The sequence below is a fragment of the Enterococcus sp. NPDC086594 genome, assembly GCF_044746145.1.
GTDB lineage: Bacteria > Bacillota > Bacilli > Lactobacillales > Enterococcaceae > Enterococcus_D > Enterococcus_D entomosocium.
The window spans coordinates 47,437-61,663 of record NZ_JBIVBP010000007.1 but is presented as its reverse complement, the minus strand read 5'-3'; the positions used below and the strand labels follow the sequence as shown (position 1 = coordinate 61,663).

Genomic DNA, 14,227 nt, shown 5'->3' with positions numbered 1-14,227 from the left:
ACTGTCTGGTAGCAAGTTACTTGCGGATTCGTCTTTTTTATCTCAGCAAATACAGATTCAAGCTATCAGCCTTGATTCACGAACCAATCGGTTTGATTGTATGCTATAATCATTTTGAAAATCTTTGAGCTTTTTTCTCAAATTTTATTCATATACAGCCAATCCGTTTCAAAGTTCTTACACTAGTGCTCAGATGTTGCAAATACTGACAAATATCCGTTACATGATTCTATAAAAAAGAACCCTAAAATTATGTAGATAACTTAGGGCATTTCGTTATTTAATATAATTGTAATGTTCGTAGGTCACCATAAACGTCCATATTCTGCTAAAAAAGCCTGAATAAAGCGCCGTTGATCATTCCTTGGAATACTAGAACCATGGCAAGTAAAATCAAACCAGCAGCTATCCATAAGCTCATTTTTCCTTTTTGTCGACTTGTGAACGGGTTTTGCTTCAAATTGCCACTCGTCAGGATGAAATACATAATCATGCTGAATGATATGAGCAAAATAATTTCTATCCCTATGCCTAACCATAATCGCTGATTGTTTATTATTGTCATTTTATCACCTCAACTCATTTTAGGCAGACTACTGATTTGCCTAGTCTGCAGCTTGTTTTTCCATTTGTGTAATTAATACCCGATAAAAGCAATTTCATAAGTATGGCTGACAATTCCTAAAAAGGAGAATAAAAATGAAAACGAATAATCAATTAAAGCTAGCCTTTTTACCAAAGCTATGGGCGTCACTCCTCTACTTGCTTTTCGTGTTCACAGCCCTCTTCCTCTACTTATCAAAGTACTTGGACATTTCTTTCTTTACTTCGATGTATCCTGACTTTTATCTTCATATCTCCAATTTTTCGATTAGTTTGATTATTGGCTTACTGGGGTACTTTTGGCTCTTGTTGGGTGCGCCATTTAAAGCCGTCACGCTATTGACCCTGCTTTTGCTCATTGCCAATCTATTAAGTGAGACTGTCTTTGGCTTTATGAACACCCCTGATCGAATCGATTTACTTTTTGGGATTGCAGGAACGCTCGTCGCATATTTTACTTTGGCAATGATCAAAAGACACGGTTTAGTCAAGAATCAATCGTTTTGATTTAAACAGTCATGACTTCTCCTTATATGATCCCCTCGTTACTTAGGTCTAACCTATTTTTTTGGGAAAAGAAACACCTTGCTGCAGTTATTTAGCCGCAAAAAAGCACTCAATAAAGGGAGTGCTTTTTTGCGTTTCCATTGGCGATACTTTCGTATGGCTAGTCACTTGGCAGCCAATACAATGGACTTAGCTGTAGATTTTCCCAATACGGGTTGTGAAACCCTATCAAATAGTGCAAAGCTAAATACCCGAAAATCATAAAGCCAAATGACAAAGTCACGATCCGTCCCCAACGTGGTATTTCTTTGATAAATAAACCTAGCATACATATCAATAAGGGGAACGAATAATTAAACAGTAAATCACTTCTAATATTTTGGTTCAGAGGATCCTTCATTATTTTGTCATTTAAGCCCCAACTTATGCCGACGATCACAAACATAAGCGCCAGAATAGTCAATCGTTTGCGATCAAAAAGCCACTGTTCTTTATCTTTCCTACTTGCAAAGTAGATCGTAAGCAGGACCACGATTAATCCAGACATACTATTCTCCTTTTTCGCCAGCTATTTTCCAAAACGTTCATCGTCGCTTCAGGATAAATTATAACAGATATAGTGCAAAAAAACGATACCCACCACTAGCCCCTTGTTTGATGCCCTTTTTAGATGTTTCATAGAAGAATCAGAAATTTAAAAATCTGTTCGCTTTACAAAAGAGAACGTATGTTTGTATTATATAGATAAGAGGTGATTGCTATGGGTATGCTACAACCATATGAAGATCGAAAAAAGCTAAAGTGGCAAGGATTCTTTTTATCTGAGCATACAACTGAAATTGAAGAGGAACCGACACGTAAGTTTGATTGTCCACCTAAGCCGTCACTCACAACGGAAGAAATCAATCAGTGTTTATTTGAAGCCATGAAAAAGAACCTAACTGTGGCGATCCAACGAGAAGAAGTTAATGAAGAAGGCGGCTATCCTCCAGATATTATCGGGAAAATCAGCGGTTATGACCCATTAGGTATTTATTTGACGGGAGAAACAACGGAAAAAATCCATTATGATGAGATTCGTCACGTTGCTTTCTACGAAGAAAGAAAATGGTTTGATCTCAGCGAATAATACAACTGTTTACACTACTTAAACTAAAGGAGGAAGAAATGATGGAAACACAAAAAGGATCTGTCTCAAAAATAAGAATCGTCTCCTTTGCCCCCTCCCCTTTGGTCCGCTTTACACTAGGTACCACCAACTGTTTGATTGCGAAACACAGTTTGAATTTTTTAGGGGATGTTGATGACGGCATGTTTCTAACCGTGGGCGGCTATTGGAATAAGCGCCGTCAATTCGTGGTGCAAAAGTATACGGTGTACGGCAAAACGAAAATAATGTTGGATATCGATGCCTATCGGCAAAAAACAGTAAAGGCGGGTTCATTATGAGAGCAAGAGACCTCTTGACAGCACTGACAACGTCGTCGAGTGCAGCAGATTACCAAGGAATTTATTTAACGTACAAAGAAAACTTGATTCCTTTTACGGCGATCGCCCAAGATAGCCATAACCAATTGATTTTATTTTTTGAACCAAAAAAACCCGCTCTGACGCTGAAAGAATTATATACACAGCTAATGCTGCATAAGAATTTGGACTTACTCTATTGGGATGGCGAGTCACGTCAAAAAGTTCTAGGGTTTCGTGAACAAGAAGAAAAGATCATTCTTTAGTCCCCTCGCCTATTTTTGGCACACAACAAGTGTCGAAAATCTCGGCAAAACGAAGAAAATAAAGTATACTTTGTGTAAAGACTAAAGGAGTATATCATGAAAAATCAAAAGATCACCCAAATGAGTTTCGCGAAAGTCTATCCCCTATATATTGCCAAAGCAGAGCGGAAAAATCGAACAAAAGAAGAAGTGGATCAGATTATTACCTGGCTGACCGGTTATGACCAAGAAACGCTGCAACAGATGAATGAAGAGCTTTCTTTTGAACGTTTTTTTAGTCAAGCCCCTCAGCTCAATCCCGCACGAAAGCAGATCACTGGTGTCATTTGCGGCATTCGGGTAGAAGAGATCGAAGAGCCAATGGTCCAAGAAATTCGTTATCTAGATAAACTGATCGATGAACTGGCGAAAGGAAAAGCCATGACGAAAATTCTGCGCTCTGCTTAATGAGGCGATTTTTTTCGAGTTGCTATTTAAGAATCAACGCTTTATACTTGAAATACCTTGGCAGGGGCAAATCATTGCTCAAAACACAGTGGGAAAACACCCCACTGTGTTTTTTTATACTGACTTTCTTGACGGTAGCTTTCAACCAGACAGGCGTTCTTAGCTTAGTTCAACCATTTAGCATGTAGTGCCCAGTGGAATTGGCCGACTTTTCGTGAAAACACAAGGACATTGTCTACGTCCCTCTTCTTTACTCAACAAGACTCTCTTAACACGTACAAAAAAGCACTCCTCTTAAAGAAAGGAGTGCTAACTTTTACTTTTTCAATTCTTTGATCTGTTCTTTTCGCTTCAAATACGCCAGTTCTTTTTCCATTTTACGATAGCGGGCGAAAGCTTCTTCTGAAAGTTCACCGGCAGCAATGGCCGCTTTGACCGCGCATTTCGGTTCTGTTTCATGACGACAGTCTCTGAAAAAACAACCTTCAGCATACTGGCTGATCGCTTCAAAGGATTGGTCGATCGAAGCTGACCGGACGGTACTGATGCCAACTTCCCGCATGCCAGGAGTATCAATGATCATTGCGCCAGAGGACAGAGTGAACAACTGGCGACTCGTCGTCGTGTGTCGTCCTCGACTATCCTCTCGTATGTCATTGGTTTTTTGAACGTCTTGCGCCATAAGCTGATTTAATAAGCTGGACTTTCCGACCCCAGATGAACCGATAAATGCGCTGATCTGTCCGTCAGAAAAATACGTTTCCATCAGCAATTCGTTTGGTTCAAAAATGGACGTAGCAAATGTTTTCACACCAAATGCATCGTTTAATGCTTGCAGCAGCTCTGCTTTTTTATCAGCAGTAACTTGATCGGCTTTGGTCAAGAGAATCACCGGATTAGCCCCACTGTCCCAAGCGATCGTTACAAAGCGCTCTAACCGAGCCAAATTGAATTCTTCATTGGCACTAGTTGCAATAAAAACTGTGTCGATGTTCGCCGCAATGCCTTGCTCGTCCGTGCGATTTCCAGCTACTTTTCGTTGTAAAAAACTTTTTCGTGGCAGCAAAGCATCAATCAAGAAATGATCTTGATCGTACACCTGTCCTTGTACAAAATCACCAACGATCGGATAATCCTTTGGCGCTAGTGCCTGTTGGCGAAATTTTCCTGAAACCGTTGCTAAACATTCTTCTCCTGTGGTCAAGCGGACTTTTGCAATATCTTTGGCCTGAAAGACCACAATTCCTTGTTTTTCCATGATTTCCCTCCAGTTAGTTAGGAGGCCGCACTTAAAAAGAGAAACCTCCGAGTTGATGTTGCTTCATTTGATTTGTCATAAGACATTTCCCCTTTCTATGTTGTGCTCATCATGTGATGTCGCTTTATTATACCACCGGAACGGACAGTATGCTAAAGCAAATGACCCAAAAGAACATTTACTGAAACGAAGTAGATAAACAAGCCGGCGATATCTTTGATCGATGTGATGATCGGTGCCGAACCGGCTGCTTGGTCGATGTTTAGTTTAATCAGTACAAACGGGACTAAGAAGCCAAGTGCTGCGGCTAAGGTCATGGCAAAAACTAACGAAATACCAACAGCCACACCTAACATCGGGATTCCTTGCCAAAGTGATGCAGCAGCCCCAGAGATGACCCCTACGATCAAACCTAGACTTAAGCCGATCCAAACTTCTTTAAAGAAATGGCGAGTGAAGGTCGAAAGATCAATATGCCCTAATGACATCCCGCGAACAAAAACAGTTGAGGACTGTGTACCAACGTTTCCACCCATATCCATGATCAAAGGGATAAAAATCGCAACGGCTGCCACCGATTCCAATGTTTGTTCAAATTCATCAATGACTACCCCAGCTAAAAGACCGGCAACCAAAGTGATCACTAGGAACGGCAATCGGACTTTCCAAATTTGCCAAAGGGTGCCGTTGATCAGAACGTTACTACGGTCTGCTTCATTAGAAGCAACATCGACTAAACCAGCGGCATTAAACATGTCTTCTGTCGTTTCTTGCTCGATGACATCGATGGCGTCATCGACAGTGATGATCCCAACGATTCGCGATTCCTTGTCTACGACTGGTAGCGCAATGATATCTAGTTCATTTAGCAAACGTGCCGCTTCTTCCTGGTCCGTGTCCGTGGTAACATAAATAACTTTTTGGGACATGATTTCACTGATGAGTTGATCCCCTTGCGCCATTAAGAGATCTTTCAGCGACAAAACACCTTCTAATGTTTTCGTTTGATCAGTAACATAAAGCGTATAAATCGTTTCTTTTTCTTTGGCTTGCATTCGCACTTTTTCTAACGCTTGATTGACCGTCATATTTTTTTTCAATGTGATGAATTCCGGTGTCATCAAACGTCCAGCAGTCTCAGCCTCATACCCTAATAAGAGGTTTGTTGCAGCACGTTCATCCGGTGCCATTGATTGTAAAAGTTTTTGTGTTACGGTCGCTGGCAACTCATCCAAGAGTCTTACTCGGACATCTGGTGCCATTTCGTTCACAAACTCGGTTGCCCGTTCATCGGTGAAAGAGCGTAATAAGTGTTGTTGTGTAGCTGGTGTCAAATCTTCAAACAGGATAAGTGCTTTATCTTTTGGTAATAGTCGGAAAACGATCACTTTTTCATCCGCGGATAAATTGCTGAACAATTGTAACAGCGGCAGCTCTTCCATTCCTGATACGAGTTCTTTTAATTTTTCAGAGTCTTTCTGATTTAAATAATGTAAGATGGTTTCTTGCTGGTTCATGGGATACACTCCTTCTCCTGTAATTTTGCTCAAAGAAAGAAAGGAAATCGTTCAGAAAATTGTCCAGATTTCTTTCGTTTGAAGGTTGCGTGCTATACAGCTGAAATTTCGTTCCGCAGCTGGAGATGCCTGTTATTAAAACAAGCATCAAAGGGAAATAGCAACAACTTTATTCATTATATCACATAGTTTTTTTAAAACATGAAAAATTTGACTTGCAAATAAAAAAAACCATTCAGGCATGTTCCCTTGGTAAAGAAAGTGGGTTAAGAACATTTGAGATCAAAAAGCAAAAGAAACCTGAAAGTTCTGTAAAACGCTCCATGCAAATGGTATGATGAATGGGTTGCAGTTTTTTTACTCCCCGTTTATGCTAACTATACATCAATGAAAAGAGAGGCAAAAAAAGATGGCAAAGAAAAAAACATTTATCGGATCGGTCACTGCGCTTCTCGCACTCGCAGCAGTCGGATTTAGTCTCCTACACAGTAATGATCTATTCCCAAATCACAAAACACCATCATCAGAAGTGGCAATCACTTCTGCTAAGGATATTCGTGCAGATGAGCTGGCACAGTTAACTTACCAAGGCACCCAAACGATTGAAGTCAATCAGAACATTCCTGAGTTTTCAGAAGATGATCTTTCCCTTGAAAATGGCTCCTGGGAAGCATACGGCGACCTCGATCACCTCAATCGTGCGACCTCTGCTGAAGCAATGTTGAATCAATCCTTGATGCCCACGGAAAAGCGTGGCGATATTTCCAGTGTAAAACCGACAGGTTGGCGTAATAAACAGCTCCCTAATGGGAAATATTTATATAATCGAACCCACTTGATTGGCTTTGCTTTAGCTGGCGAAAATGCAAACTGGAAGAATCTGATCACAGGGACAAGTCAGTTGAACAATCCCGAGATGTTGCGCTTAGAAATGGATATCAACTATTATCTCAAGCAAGATAAAAATCATTATGTCCGATATTCCGTCACCCCGATCTATCGCGATGACGAGCTGGTTGCCCGTGGGGTACAGATGCAAGCCCAATCTATTGGCGAGGATACGATCCAATTCAACTATTATATCTTCAACATCCAAGATGGTGTCACAATCAACTATGCGGATGGTAGCAGCGAGATTTCCAACGAAGATATGACGCAGCCGGAGAATGCTACAAGTAGTGAAAACAACACGACAACAGCCACTTCTCAAAGCAGTGAAACAGAGGAAAAACAGAAAGAATATGTCGATCAACAAGGAAACGGTTTGATCAAAGGATCAAGAAGCGGCATCTATCATTTGCCCGGATCTAAATACTACGAGGATACTACCAACCCGAAAGAATGGTTCAAAACCATCGCTGAAGCGGAAGCTGCCGGCTACCGTGCACCAAAATAAAAAAGCCTTAGGCTTTTTTATTTTGGTTTTATTTATTCTTCGTTGGCTTGTGCTTGTCGCAACACTTTGACATAGGCCTTCCCTTCGTCTGTAAAACGAACCGAACGTGACTTAAAGCGATAAGCTCGGTAAATCAGGCCTCTTTTTTCAAGACGCAATAAATGACGATAAACCAAAGAAGTTGTTTTTATCTCTTCATTGGCACAGATTTCTCGTATGGTAGGTGCGCAACCTTGAGCTTGCATATATTCGTCAATAAAAAGTAAGATTCGATCTTTTCTCGGCATAATTCCTCCTTTCCGCAAAACAGTCTTCACTGCTGCAAATTCGTAAAAACCGATAAGCTACTGCCTCGTCAGCTTTTTGTCCAATTAATACACTGAAAATCTATTGTTCCTCTCTCTTTTCCCATTCTTCCAACGAGTTAAAGTTCCTTTTAAACGCTGGAATTTTCCCCTTAACGAGAAAAACATCGGCAAGCAGCGCTCTTTGTTATTGATTTTATCAAATTTAACAGCAAAAAATAGTAAATTTGAAAATTATTTTCCTTTTTATTGACATAAAAATAAATAAAGGTATTATTTTTTCTTGGAATTTGTTATTCTAAATTTAAGTAAAGGAGGATTTTATGTTAGGGATCGGCTTATTTTTTGTAGGAATTACTTTGATAATCAACGGCTGGGGAAGTTTACTTCACATTGACTATCGTTCACTTGCTTTAATTAATCTTTTTACAGGTTCGTTATCTTTCATTATCAATCTAATCTATATGCTCCAAGGTGCTTATTATGAAGCAGGCACAGGCTTTCTCTTTGCCTTCACGTATTTACTAGTAGGAATTATTTATCTCTTTGGTTTGGATCTACGGATTTATGGAATTTTTGCGCTATTCGTAGCCATCAATACCTTGCCTTTTGCCTGGGTCTCTTGGCAATGGGAGCAAGATCCCCTTTTTGCACTGATTTGGTTAACATGGGGAGCATTATGGTTTTGCGGCTTTTTGGATACGATCGTGAAGGTAAACTTTGGTCGTAAGATTCATTATTTTGCGATCGCTTGCGGTATCTTCACTACGTGGGTCCCAGGTTTGCTGATGCTATTAGATCTCTATTAAACAATAGTGATTATCTCAATGATAATCACTATTGTTTATTTCTAAAAAGTGCTCAATCTCCTGCATCGCCTTCTGAGGACCATTTGTCGGGAAATGATTCTTTAGCTGGCAGGCTTGTTGGCAAATCTTCAGATCTCCAACCTCTGTCAGAGCAGTTTCCAGCTTTTTCTCAGTTACTGGTTTTGTCAGTGCAATTGCATTGCCATACGCCACGCAGTACTGAATATTGCAGCTTTGCTCATAGTGCATCCCGATTCCGATAAACGGCTTCCCAGAGGCACAAGCTGTTTGAACAGTCCCTTCCCCACCATGGATAAAAGAAAAATCGATATGCTCATGCAATAGATGACTTGGCAGATATTCGGTCAGGAACAAATTCTTTGAGACGTTGTGTTTCCCCTTGAGTAGATGAGTAACCGGAGCAATGATCGCTAGTTCCGAACGGTTTTGTAAGAAAGCTAAGATTTTTCGCACCATGCGCGGATTCCCCGAACTGCCCATTGCAAAATAAACGATTCGTTTTCTTTCCCGCCGCTTTTGTTCAATAAAAGTCAACACTTCTTCTGGCAAGGACGCCCCCATCTTGGCAAAAATCGGCCCCACGATTCGATAATTATCTGGCAGCAGCTCTTTTGTTATAAAGCGTTCAGGAGTGGTGATGAGATTTAAATCAGCGTCCATCATTCGTAAGCTCGTTTCAGGCATAGAAAGTTTTTCTGTTTGGGCAGCGTGTTTGAATGCTCGGGGCATCCAGCGGGATTTTACCAATTGTTTTCTTGTCCAATACCAAAGTGGTTTCCTTAACGGTCCGAAGAAACGCAAACTAGAAGGGATAAACGCGCTATCTGATCGAAAAAAGGGATCACTCATCGCATAGGGTTTTACGTAGACTAAGGGAATCTGTTTGCTGCGAGCAGATAGAAAGATCGTGACATTCGATCCAGTTACAATCACCTGAGGAGCAAGCTTGTCGACCAGTTTTTTTTCGCTCAGGATACGCGCAGCAACCATCTCTTTGGTGAAGGGATTTTTGAATGAGCGCAGTTGATCTAATTTTATGATCTGTTCCTCTTGTTTTTCTGTCAGAGTCGGCGTCAATAAATGGTACGTAAAACCACTTTCAATGATAAGTGAAGCAAAGGTCTTTGAAAAACCAAAGAACTCACAGTGGTGATTTCCTTGCATTTGTTTAGCGACTTCGATCATCCGTGTCGTTTCAGCCAAGTTGAATACCGCAGGTGCAAAAAGAATCATTGGCATGCAATCCTCCTCATGTATCGAGTCCATCCACTCGTTTCTTTCAAGTATACTAAAAGAGCGCATACTTAGGAGAAGTTTTTTGCAGACCTTCTCGTTCATCTTTTTACATTGTTTAACTAAAAATTTGCTATAATAAAGAAAACCTTTCAAGGAGTAAACCAATGCGAAAAAAAATATCTTCCTTGCGGCTTAGTATATTCTCACGCGGGCTCATTCTCTTTGCTTTCTTTTTCTTGATTCAACAATTGAGGGAAATGGTTGTTTCTGACTTTGCACTTTTTCCTTCTCTGGCATTCATCCAAATTCTCTTGATGATCCTTTCAACCTTTCTCATTAGCAAGTTTGTTAAAAAACGCTCGTGGCGGCAAGTGCTTTTTGGCAGCTACCTATTCATCATCGGCTCGCTGTTTTCTTTCCGGCTAGCAAATAATCCATTGGAGCTGCAAGCAGCCACTCTTTATATGATAGGCGCTTTTTTTGGTGGCATTCTTTGGGAGTATTTGGCACAGCGCTTAGCAACAGATCTTATGGCCAAAGAACATGAACCTCGTTAACAGAGGTTTTTTTCTTTTTCTGATAGAAAAGACAAAAATTCTTCGTATATAGTGTGAAGGGGTGAAAAAGGTGCAGGATGAAGAAATCATTAAACGAATCAAAAAGAAAGACTATGCCGGCTTAGAAGAACTGTTAGCTGTTTATGGTGATAGCATGCTGAGGACGATTCATAGTGTCCTCTCCCAACCGCATGAAGTGAGCGAGCGCCAAGATGTAGCGAACGAAGTTTTTTACGAGGTTTGGCAAAAGATTGCTGCGTATCAACCTGACAGAAGCCGCTTGATTACTTGGCTGCTTTTGATCAGTCGTAGTCGTGCGATTGACCACAAGCGAAAGTTGAACAAGCGCTCATTGGAAGAAAAACCTGTTGATGAGCAGGAACTAGCTATTGAAGAATCACCTTTAACAAAGGAAAACTTTTTGGGCTTTATTGAAGACCTTGAAGCCCTTGATCAAAGGATCTTTCTGCTCTACTATTTTTATCAGGAATCACCCGAAACCATCGCAGAGCAGACGGACTTAAATGTCTCAGCAATCTACAATCGTCTTTCCCGTGGCCGCAAACGCTTAAAAGAAAGGATGACTATCGATGGATTTTAAACAGTTAGTCTTAAATGAAAATAAATCACTGATAAAAGTAACTGAACAAGAAAAAGCAACAACCTTCGAGCTGTCCAAACAATATGTTTTCTTGCAAGATCTATTAGAGGAGCTTCGGACGCTTTTAGCAAAAGACGAAACGATTCTTGGCTATCTGCCTTTGACGCCAGATGGAAACCTCGCCTTCGCCAACCAAGGGCTTGGCGCCTATGCGTATGCAACAACTGAGAAAGCAAAAGCATACCGTGACATCTTTCATGATACCCGCGGCAATCGTTTGTTGGTTTTCACAGAAACCCGAATGCTTTTTCTGGTCATCATCGACTATTTAGAAAGTAACACCTATTTCAGTTACCCCTATGAGAACATCAAAGCCTTCACCATCAAGCCAAGAAAGCTGATGAAGCACGAATCACCAGAGGATAAAGAACAATTCCATTGGGGCTATTTCGACTTTCAAGCGGGGACGCACATTTTCTCAGAAGTGCTGACGAAAAAAGACTACGAATTATTTACGTCCTATCATGAATCGATCCCTGCACTCAAGAAAATTCCAATTCAAAACAAAATTTACAGAGCAGCCAAATATCAGTATTTCTTGAGTAATTGGCATTTCAGTTTTCGCTTGATGACCATTTTCAACCTGCTCTTCCTGCTGCTGTTTGTATTACTGATTCTCGGATTTTTCTTACACTTTGGTCCACTGAAAGGATTTTATTATAAGGATCTATTGGATATAGGTATGATCATTTCCCTTTTGTATAGTAAGAATATCTTGCCATAAAAAAAGACTGCCGTTCCTTCCTAATCATTTCTTTGATATCAATTGAATAAAGCACCAGATTTTCTACGGAAGAGCACCTCTTGCAGGATTCAAGTGAAAACGAATGCTGCAACAGGTGCTTTCTTGTCTCGGACTATTGGGACATTCCTAATTGCTCGATTTTCATTTCCTTTTGAAATTCTCAGATTTCTTGTGAACTTTTCAGAAGACTCCACTCATAATTTCATACGTGCCTAATGGGATTATTTTTTCATTCACGCTTGCTTTTTAGGAAGAAACGTTATGATGATTTTACTTGCTAGGAGGTGTGAAAAATCGAACTTATCGGACATCTGATCTTCTGGGTCCCATTTTGTCTTTTTCTAGTGATTGGATCGTTTTTCATACAATGGCGGAAACGTTTCGTTTCAACCCTTATTGCAGCGATCCCGTTTCTCTTTTTTATGATAAAAATATTCAATTATCGGCATTATGAGCCGGATTTTATTTTCATCATCTATTTGATCGGACTCTTCTTGTCATCGATCGTACTGATTGTTGCTGTCCGTCGGCTTTCAAAAAAAGCCTAAACCTAGGGTTACTAGAAAACAAAGACATTGCTTAAATGAAACCCAGCCTAACTTTAAGGTTCATTTAAGGTTGGCAGACTATAGTCAATACGGACATAATAATTTAGAGCCTGTGCTAGCGGAAACTAGCGCAGGCTTGTTTGTTTATTTATAGAAAATAGGACAAATCGCTAGCAGGTGTGGGGTAGGCAAAAATCATTTGTGCCAGTGCTTCTTTCGATAGCTGATTTTCCAACACAAAAACGAAGTGGTTGATCAACTCATCCGCCAATGCAGAAAAAATCGTGACAGCAACGATTGTATCAGATGTGTCATAAACCAATTTGATTTTTGCCTCTTGATCATTGATTCGTCGATAGGTGTACCAAGAAGAAAGATCCATCACCTCGCTATGATATTCTGAGGCATGATCGGCAATCTCTTGCTCACTGATTCCGATTCTTGCCAGTTTTTCCGCACCAAAAACCAGCGTAGGGATTAGCGGATAGCGGATGGGCGTTTTCTGGTCATCTATATGCTCGACAAGATAGGCGGCTTCAAAGCTAGCAACAGGCGTCAGTTTTGGCTGCTTTTTCGCTAGCACATCTCCGATTGCGTAGATGTGTGTTTGACTAGTCTGCAAAAACTCATTTACAACGATCCCTTGTTTTGACGTTTCTACCCCTGCCTTTTCCAGTTGCAGCTGATCGCTATTGGGTCTGCGTCCCGTGGCACCAATCACTGCTTCTACGGTGAGAGACAACGCTTGTGTCTGAATTGTATAGTGGTTTTGTTCTTTCATGATTCGCTGTGTGTTCTGGTTAAAGTGAAACGAAACACCTTGGTCCTGCATTGAACGAACCATTTCTGCGGTCAATTCAGCATCAAATCCTTTTAGTGGCTGGTCATTATGATGAATCACATGAACTTCAGCACCTGCTGCTTGAGCGATCATCGCCAATTCGAAGGTAATATATCCAGCACCTATGAAAGCAATCGTTGCTGGCATCTTTTCAAAGGAAAGAAAATCAGTACTGTTTTGTAAATGCTCCTTGCCGACGATTGGTAGTACGGCTGGACGCTGTCCTGTCGCAATGATTATTTTTTCTGCTTGAATCTCTTCGGCGTCCACGACGACCGTATGGGCATCACGAAAAGCGGCTTGTCCGTAGTAAGTAGTGATTCCTTCTGCTAGTAACCCTTGTTTGGTTGACTCCGGCACACGATCAGTATACGAGCGCTTAAACGCCATCAGTGCCGGCCAATCAATGGCTACCTGCCCTTGAACGCCATTGCCTTGCATACGTTTCGCCTCTGTTTTGACTTCTACGCCTCGCATCAGTAGTTTTTTCGGATCGCACCCGCGATTGGGGCACGTGCCACCCCATAAATCAGCTTCGACGATCGCCACTGTCTTTCCTTTGGCTTTTAACCCGTAGGCAGCAGCCGTACCAGCTGGACCCGCTCCGATAATCAGTACATCCACCTTTTTCATCTGTCTCCTCCTTCTCTTAAAAAAATCCTGCTCTTTCTCTTCCCTTCAAGTATAGCGAATCACGGTCAGCCCACAAAACAATTCGCCTTTAACGGCTCCTGCGAATGATCACAATCATCCCTTAAAATTGCGTTTGATATGGTATACTTTTCTTGTCAGTTTAACGACAAAGGAGAATGAATGACTGTGAGTTTTAAACGTTTTTTTCAGCTCTTTCTTTTTTATTTCCTCTCGATTCTGGTGGCCTATGGCCTGATTGCGTTTCTAGCAGTAGATAACTTTTGGCTGGTCGTCTGTTTGATGACAATTGTCGGCTATCTCACCTTGGGTATCCCACTAACCTTATTGAGTTTAAAGAAGAAAAAATAAGACAACAGACAAAGACACCAGCAACTTCTCTAAGAAGCTGG

At 41.0% G+C, this 14,227-nt stretch carries 18 protein-coding genes; 12 read left to right on the top strand and 6 right to left on the bottom strand.

Going from position 1 to position 14,227, the window contains the following annotated elements; genetic code table 11:
- Positions 1-699 precede the first annotated feature (699 nt).
- Positions 700-1,110 carry a hypothetical protein gene (locus tag ACIPK1_RS11695; RefSeq protein WP_400450958.1) on the top strand — a complete coding sequence of 137 codons (411 nt, stop codon included), beginning with the start codon at positions 700-702 and terminating at the stop codon, positions 1,108-1,110.
- A 160-nt stretch (positions 1,111-1,270) separates the two neighbouring features.
- Here ACIPK1_RS11695 and ACIPK1_RS11690 read toward each other — a convergent pair whose 3' ends face one another.
- Positions 1,271-1,657: a hypothetical protein gene (locus tag ACIPK1_RS11690; protein WP_086316130.1), complete on the bottom strand. Its 387-nt coding sequence runs from the start codon at positions 1,655-1,657 to the stop codon at positions 1,271-1,273.
- Between the two features lie 213 nt (positions 1,658-1,870).
- On the opposite strand from ACIPK1_RS11690, the gene ACIPK1_RS11685 reads away from it, so the two are divergent.
- The 4 genes from ACIPK1_RS11685 (at position 1,871) to ACIPK1_RS11670 (ending at position 3,290) form a co-directional block, all read left to right on the top strand.
- Positions 1,871-2,239, top strand: a complete 369-nt coding sequence (locus tag ACIPK1_RS11685; RefSeq protein WP_008379938.1) for a hypothetical protein — start codon at positions 1,871-1,873, stop codon at positions 2,237-2,239.
- Positions 2,240-2,280: 41 nt separating this feature from the next.
- Entirely contained in the window at positions 2,281-2,559 is a 279-nt protein-coding gene (locus tag ACIPK1_RS11680; protein WP_016611786.1) for a hypothetical protein, read from the top strand.
- Positions 2,556-2,843 (top strand): hypothetical protein, encoded by a 288-nt coding sequence (locus ACIPK1_RS11675; protein ID WP_400450957.1) that lies wholly within the window; start codon positions 2,556-2,558, stop codon positions 2,841-2,843. The genes ACIPK1_RS11680 and ACIPK1_RS11675 overlap by 4 nt, the downstream gene beginning before the upstream one ends.
- Before the next feature lie 96 nt (positions 2,844-2,939).
- A complete protein-coding gene (locus ACIPK1_RS11670) occupies positions 2,940-3,290 on the top strand; it encodes a DUF2200 domain-containing protein (protein WP_400450955.1) in 351 nt (116 codons plus the stop codon).
- 316 nt (positions 3,291-3,606) lie between these two features.
- Here the strand turns inward: ACIPK1_RS11670 and rsgA are convergent, their stop codons facing one another.
- Together rsgA and mgtE are read right to left on the bottom strand one after the other, a co-directional pair.
- Positions 3,607-4,548 carry a ribosome small subunit-dependent GTPase A gene (rsgA, locus tag ACIPK1_RS11665; RefSeq protein ID WP_016611787.1) on the bottom strand — a complete coding sequence of 314 codons (942 nt, stop codon included), beginning with the start codon at positions 4,546-4,548 and terminating at the stop codon, positions 3,607-3,609.
- Between the two features lie 152 nt (positions 4,549-4,700).
- The gene (gene mgtE, locus ACIPK1_RS11660; protein ID WP_016611788.1) at positions 4,701-6,065 is read right to left on the bottom strand and encodes a magnesium transporter; all 1,365 of its coding nucleotides are present in this window, start codon (positions 6,063-6,065) and stop codon (positions 4,701-4,703) included.
- A 409-nt stretch (positions 6,066-6,474) separates the two neighbouring features.
- Here mgtE and ACIPK1_RS11655 point away from each other — a divergent pair, with 409 nt between their 5' ends.
- Positions 6,475-7,461 (top strand): DNA/RNA non-specific endonuclease, encoded by a 987-nt coding sequence (locus tag ACIPK1_RS11655; RefSeq protein ID WP_194199730.1) that lies wholly within the window; start codon positions 6,475-6,477, stop codon positions 7,459-7,461.
- A 32-nt stretch (positions 7,462-7,493) separates the two neighbouring features.
- Here the strand turns inward: ACIPK1_RS11655 and ACIPK1_RS11650 are convergent, their stop codons facing one another.
- On the bottom strand, positions 7,494-7,748 hold the full coding sequence (locus ACIPK1_RS11650) for a LexA family transcriptional regulator (protein WP_016620130.1): 255 nt from the start codon (positions 7,746-7,748) through the stop codon (positions 7,494-7,496).
- A 341-nt stretch (positions 7,749-8,089) separates the two neighbouring features.
- Between ACIPK1_RS11650 and ACIPK1_RS11645 the strand changes: the two genes are divergently transcribed.
- On the top strand, positions 8,090-8,575 hold the full coding sequence (locus ACIPK1_RS11645) for an AmiS/UreI family transporter (protein WP_005235922.1): 486 nt from the start codon (positions 8,090-8,092) through the stop codon (positions 8,573-8,575).
- Between the two features lie 15 nt (positions 8,576-8,590).
- Here the strand turns inward: ACIPK1_RS11645 and ACIPK1_RS11640 are convergent, their stop codons facing one another.
- The gene (locus tag ACIPK1_RS11640; protein WP_086332390.1) at positions 8,591-9,835 is read right to left on the bottom strand and encodes a glycosyl transferase; all 1,245 of its coding nucleotides are present in this window, start codon (positions 9,833-9,835) and stop codon (positions 8,591-8,593) included.
- Positions 9,836-9,996: 161 nt separating this feature from the next.
- Between ACIPK1_RS11640 and ACIPK1_RS11635 the strand changes: the two genes are divergently transcribed.
- The 4 genes from ACIPK1_RS11635 (at position 9,997) to ACIPK1_RS11620 (ending at position 12,249) form a co-directional block, all read left to right on the top strand.
- Entirely contained in the window at positions 9,997-10,389 is a 393-nt protein-coding gene (locus ACIPK1_RS11635) for a hypothetical protein (RefSeq protein ID WP_008379958.1), read from the top strand.
- A 61-nt stretch (positions 10,390-10,450) separates the two neighbouring features.
- Positions 10,451-10,990: a sigma-70 family RNA polymerase sigma factor gene (locus tag ACIPK1_RS11630; protein WP_051013026.1), complete on the top strand. Its 540-nt coding sequence runs from the start codon at positions 10,451-10,453 to the stop codon at positions 10,988-10,990.
- A complete protein-coding gene (locus tag ACIPK1_RS11625; RefSeq protein WP_005235915.1) occupies positions 10,980-11,774 on the top strand; it encodes a hypothetical protein in 795 nt (264 codons plus the stop codon). The genes ACIPK1_RS11630 and ACIPK1_RS11625 overlap by 11 nt, the downstream gene beginning before the upstream one ends.
- Before the next feature lie 307 nt (positions 11,775-12,081).
- Complete coding sequence (locus ACIPK1_RS11620; protein ID WP_170920176.1) at positions 12,082-12,249, top strand: hypothetical protein; 168 nt, start codon at positions 12,082-12,084, stop codon at positions 12,247-12,249.
- A gap of 242 nt (positions 12,250-12,491) precedes the next feature.
- On the opposite strand, the gene ACIPK1_RS11615 is transcribed toward ACIPK1_RS11620, so the two are convergent.
- The gene (locus ACIPK1_RS11615) at positions 12,492-13,817 is read right to left on the bottom strand and encodes an NAD(P)/FAD-dependent oxidoreductase (protein WP_008379964.1); all 1,326 of its coding nucleotides are present in this window, start codon (positions 13,815-13,817) and stop codon (positions 12,492-12,494) included.
- A gap of 180 nt (positions 13,818-13,997) precedes the next feature.
- Between ACIPK1_RS11615 and ACIPK1_RS11610 the strand changes: the two genes are divergently transcribed.
- Complete coding sequence (locus ACIPK1_RS11610) at positions 13,998-14,186, top strand: hypothetical protein (protein WP_005226063.1); 189 nt, start codon at positions 13,998-14,000, stop codon at positions 14,184-14,186.
- Positions 14,187-14,227: the final 41 nt, after the last annotated feature.

Bases quoted from the DNA above. Each gene is read 5' to 3' on its own strand.
- ACIPK1_RS11615 (WP_008379964.1), bottom strand. From the start codon at position 13,817: ATGAAAAAGGTGGATGTACTGATTATCGGAGCGGGTCCAGCTGGTACG.
- ACIPK1_RS11695 (WP_400450958.1), top strand. From the start codon at position 700: ATGAAAACGAATAATCAATTAAAGCTAGCCTTTTTACCAAAGCTATGG.
- ACIPK1_RS11670 (WP_400450955.1), top strand. From the start codon at position 2,940: ATGAAAAATCAAAAGATCACCCAAATGAGTTTCGCGAAAGTCTATCCC.
- ACIPK1_RS11625 (WP_005235915.1), top strand. From the start codon at position 10,980: ATGGATTTTAAACAGTTAGTCTTAAATGAAAATAAATCACTGATAAAA.
- ACIPK1_RS11640 (WP_086332390.1), bottom strand. From the start codon at position 9,835: ATGCCAATGATTCTTTTTGCACCTGCGGTATTCAACTTGGCTGAAACG.
- ACIPK1_RS11645 (WP_005235922.1), top strand. From the start codon at position 8,090: ATGTTAGGGATCGGCTTATTTTTTGTAGGAATTACTTTGATAATCAAC.
- ACIPK1_RS11680 (WP_016611786.1), top strand. From the start codon at position 2,281: ATGGAAACACAAAAAGGATCTGTCTCAAAAATAAGAATCGTCTCCTTT.
- ACIPK1_RS11650 (WP_016620130.1), bottom strand. From the start codon at position 7,748: ATGCCGAGAAAAGATCGAATCTTACTTTTTATTGACGAATATATGCAA.
- ACIPK1_RS11655 (WP_194199730.1), top strand. From the start codon at position 6,475: ATGGCAAAGAAAAAAACATTTATCGGATCGGTCACTGCGCTTCTCGCA.
- ACIPK1_RS11690 (WP_086316130.1), bottom strand. From the start codon at position 1,657: ATGTCTGGATTAATCGTGGTCCTGCTTACGATCTACTTTGCAAGTAGG.
- ACIPK1_RS11635 (WP_008379958.1), top strand. From the start codon at position 9,997: ATGCGAAAAAAAATATCTTCCTTGCGGCTTAGTATATTCTCACGCGGG.
- rsgA (WP_016611787.1), bottom strand. From the start codon at position 4,548: ATGGAAAAACAAGGAATTGTGGTCTTTCAGGCCAAAGATATTGCAAAA.
- ACIPK1_RS11675 (WP_400450957.1), top strand. From the start codon at position 2,556: ATGAGAGCAAGAGACCTCTTGACAGCACTGACAACGTCGTCGAGTGCA.
- mgtE (WP_016611788.1), bottom strand. From the start codon at position 6,065: ATGAACCAGCAAGAAACCATCTTACATTATTTAAATCAGAAAGACTCT.
- ACIPK1_RS11610 (WP_005226063.1), top strand. From the start codon at position 13,998: ATGACTGTGAGTTTTAAACGTTTTTTTCAGCTCTTTCTTTTTTATTTC.
- ACIPK1_RS11685 (WP_008379938.1), top strand. From the start codon at position 1,871: ATGGGTATGCTACAACCATATGAAGATCGAAAAAAGCTAAAGTGGCAA.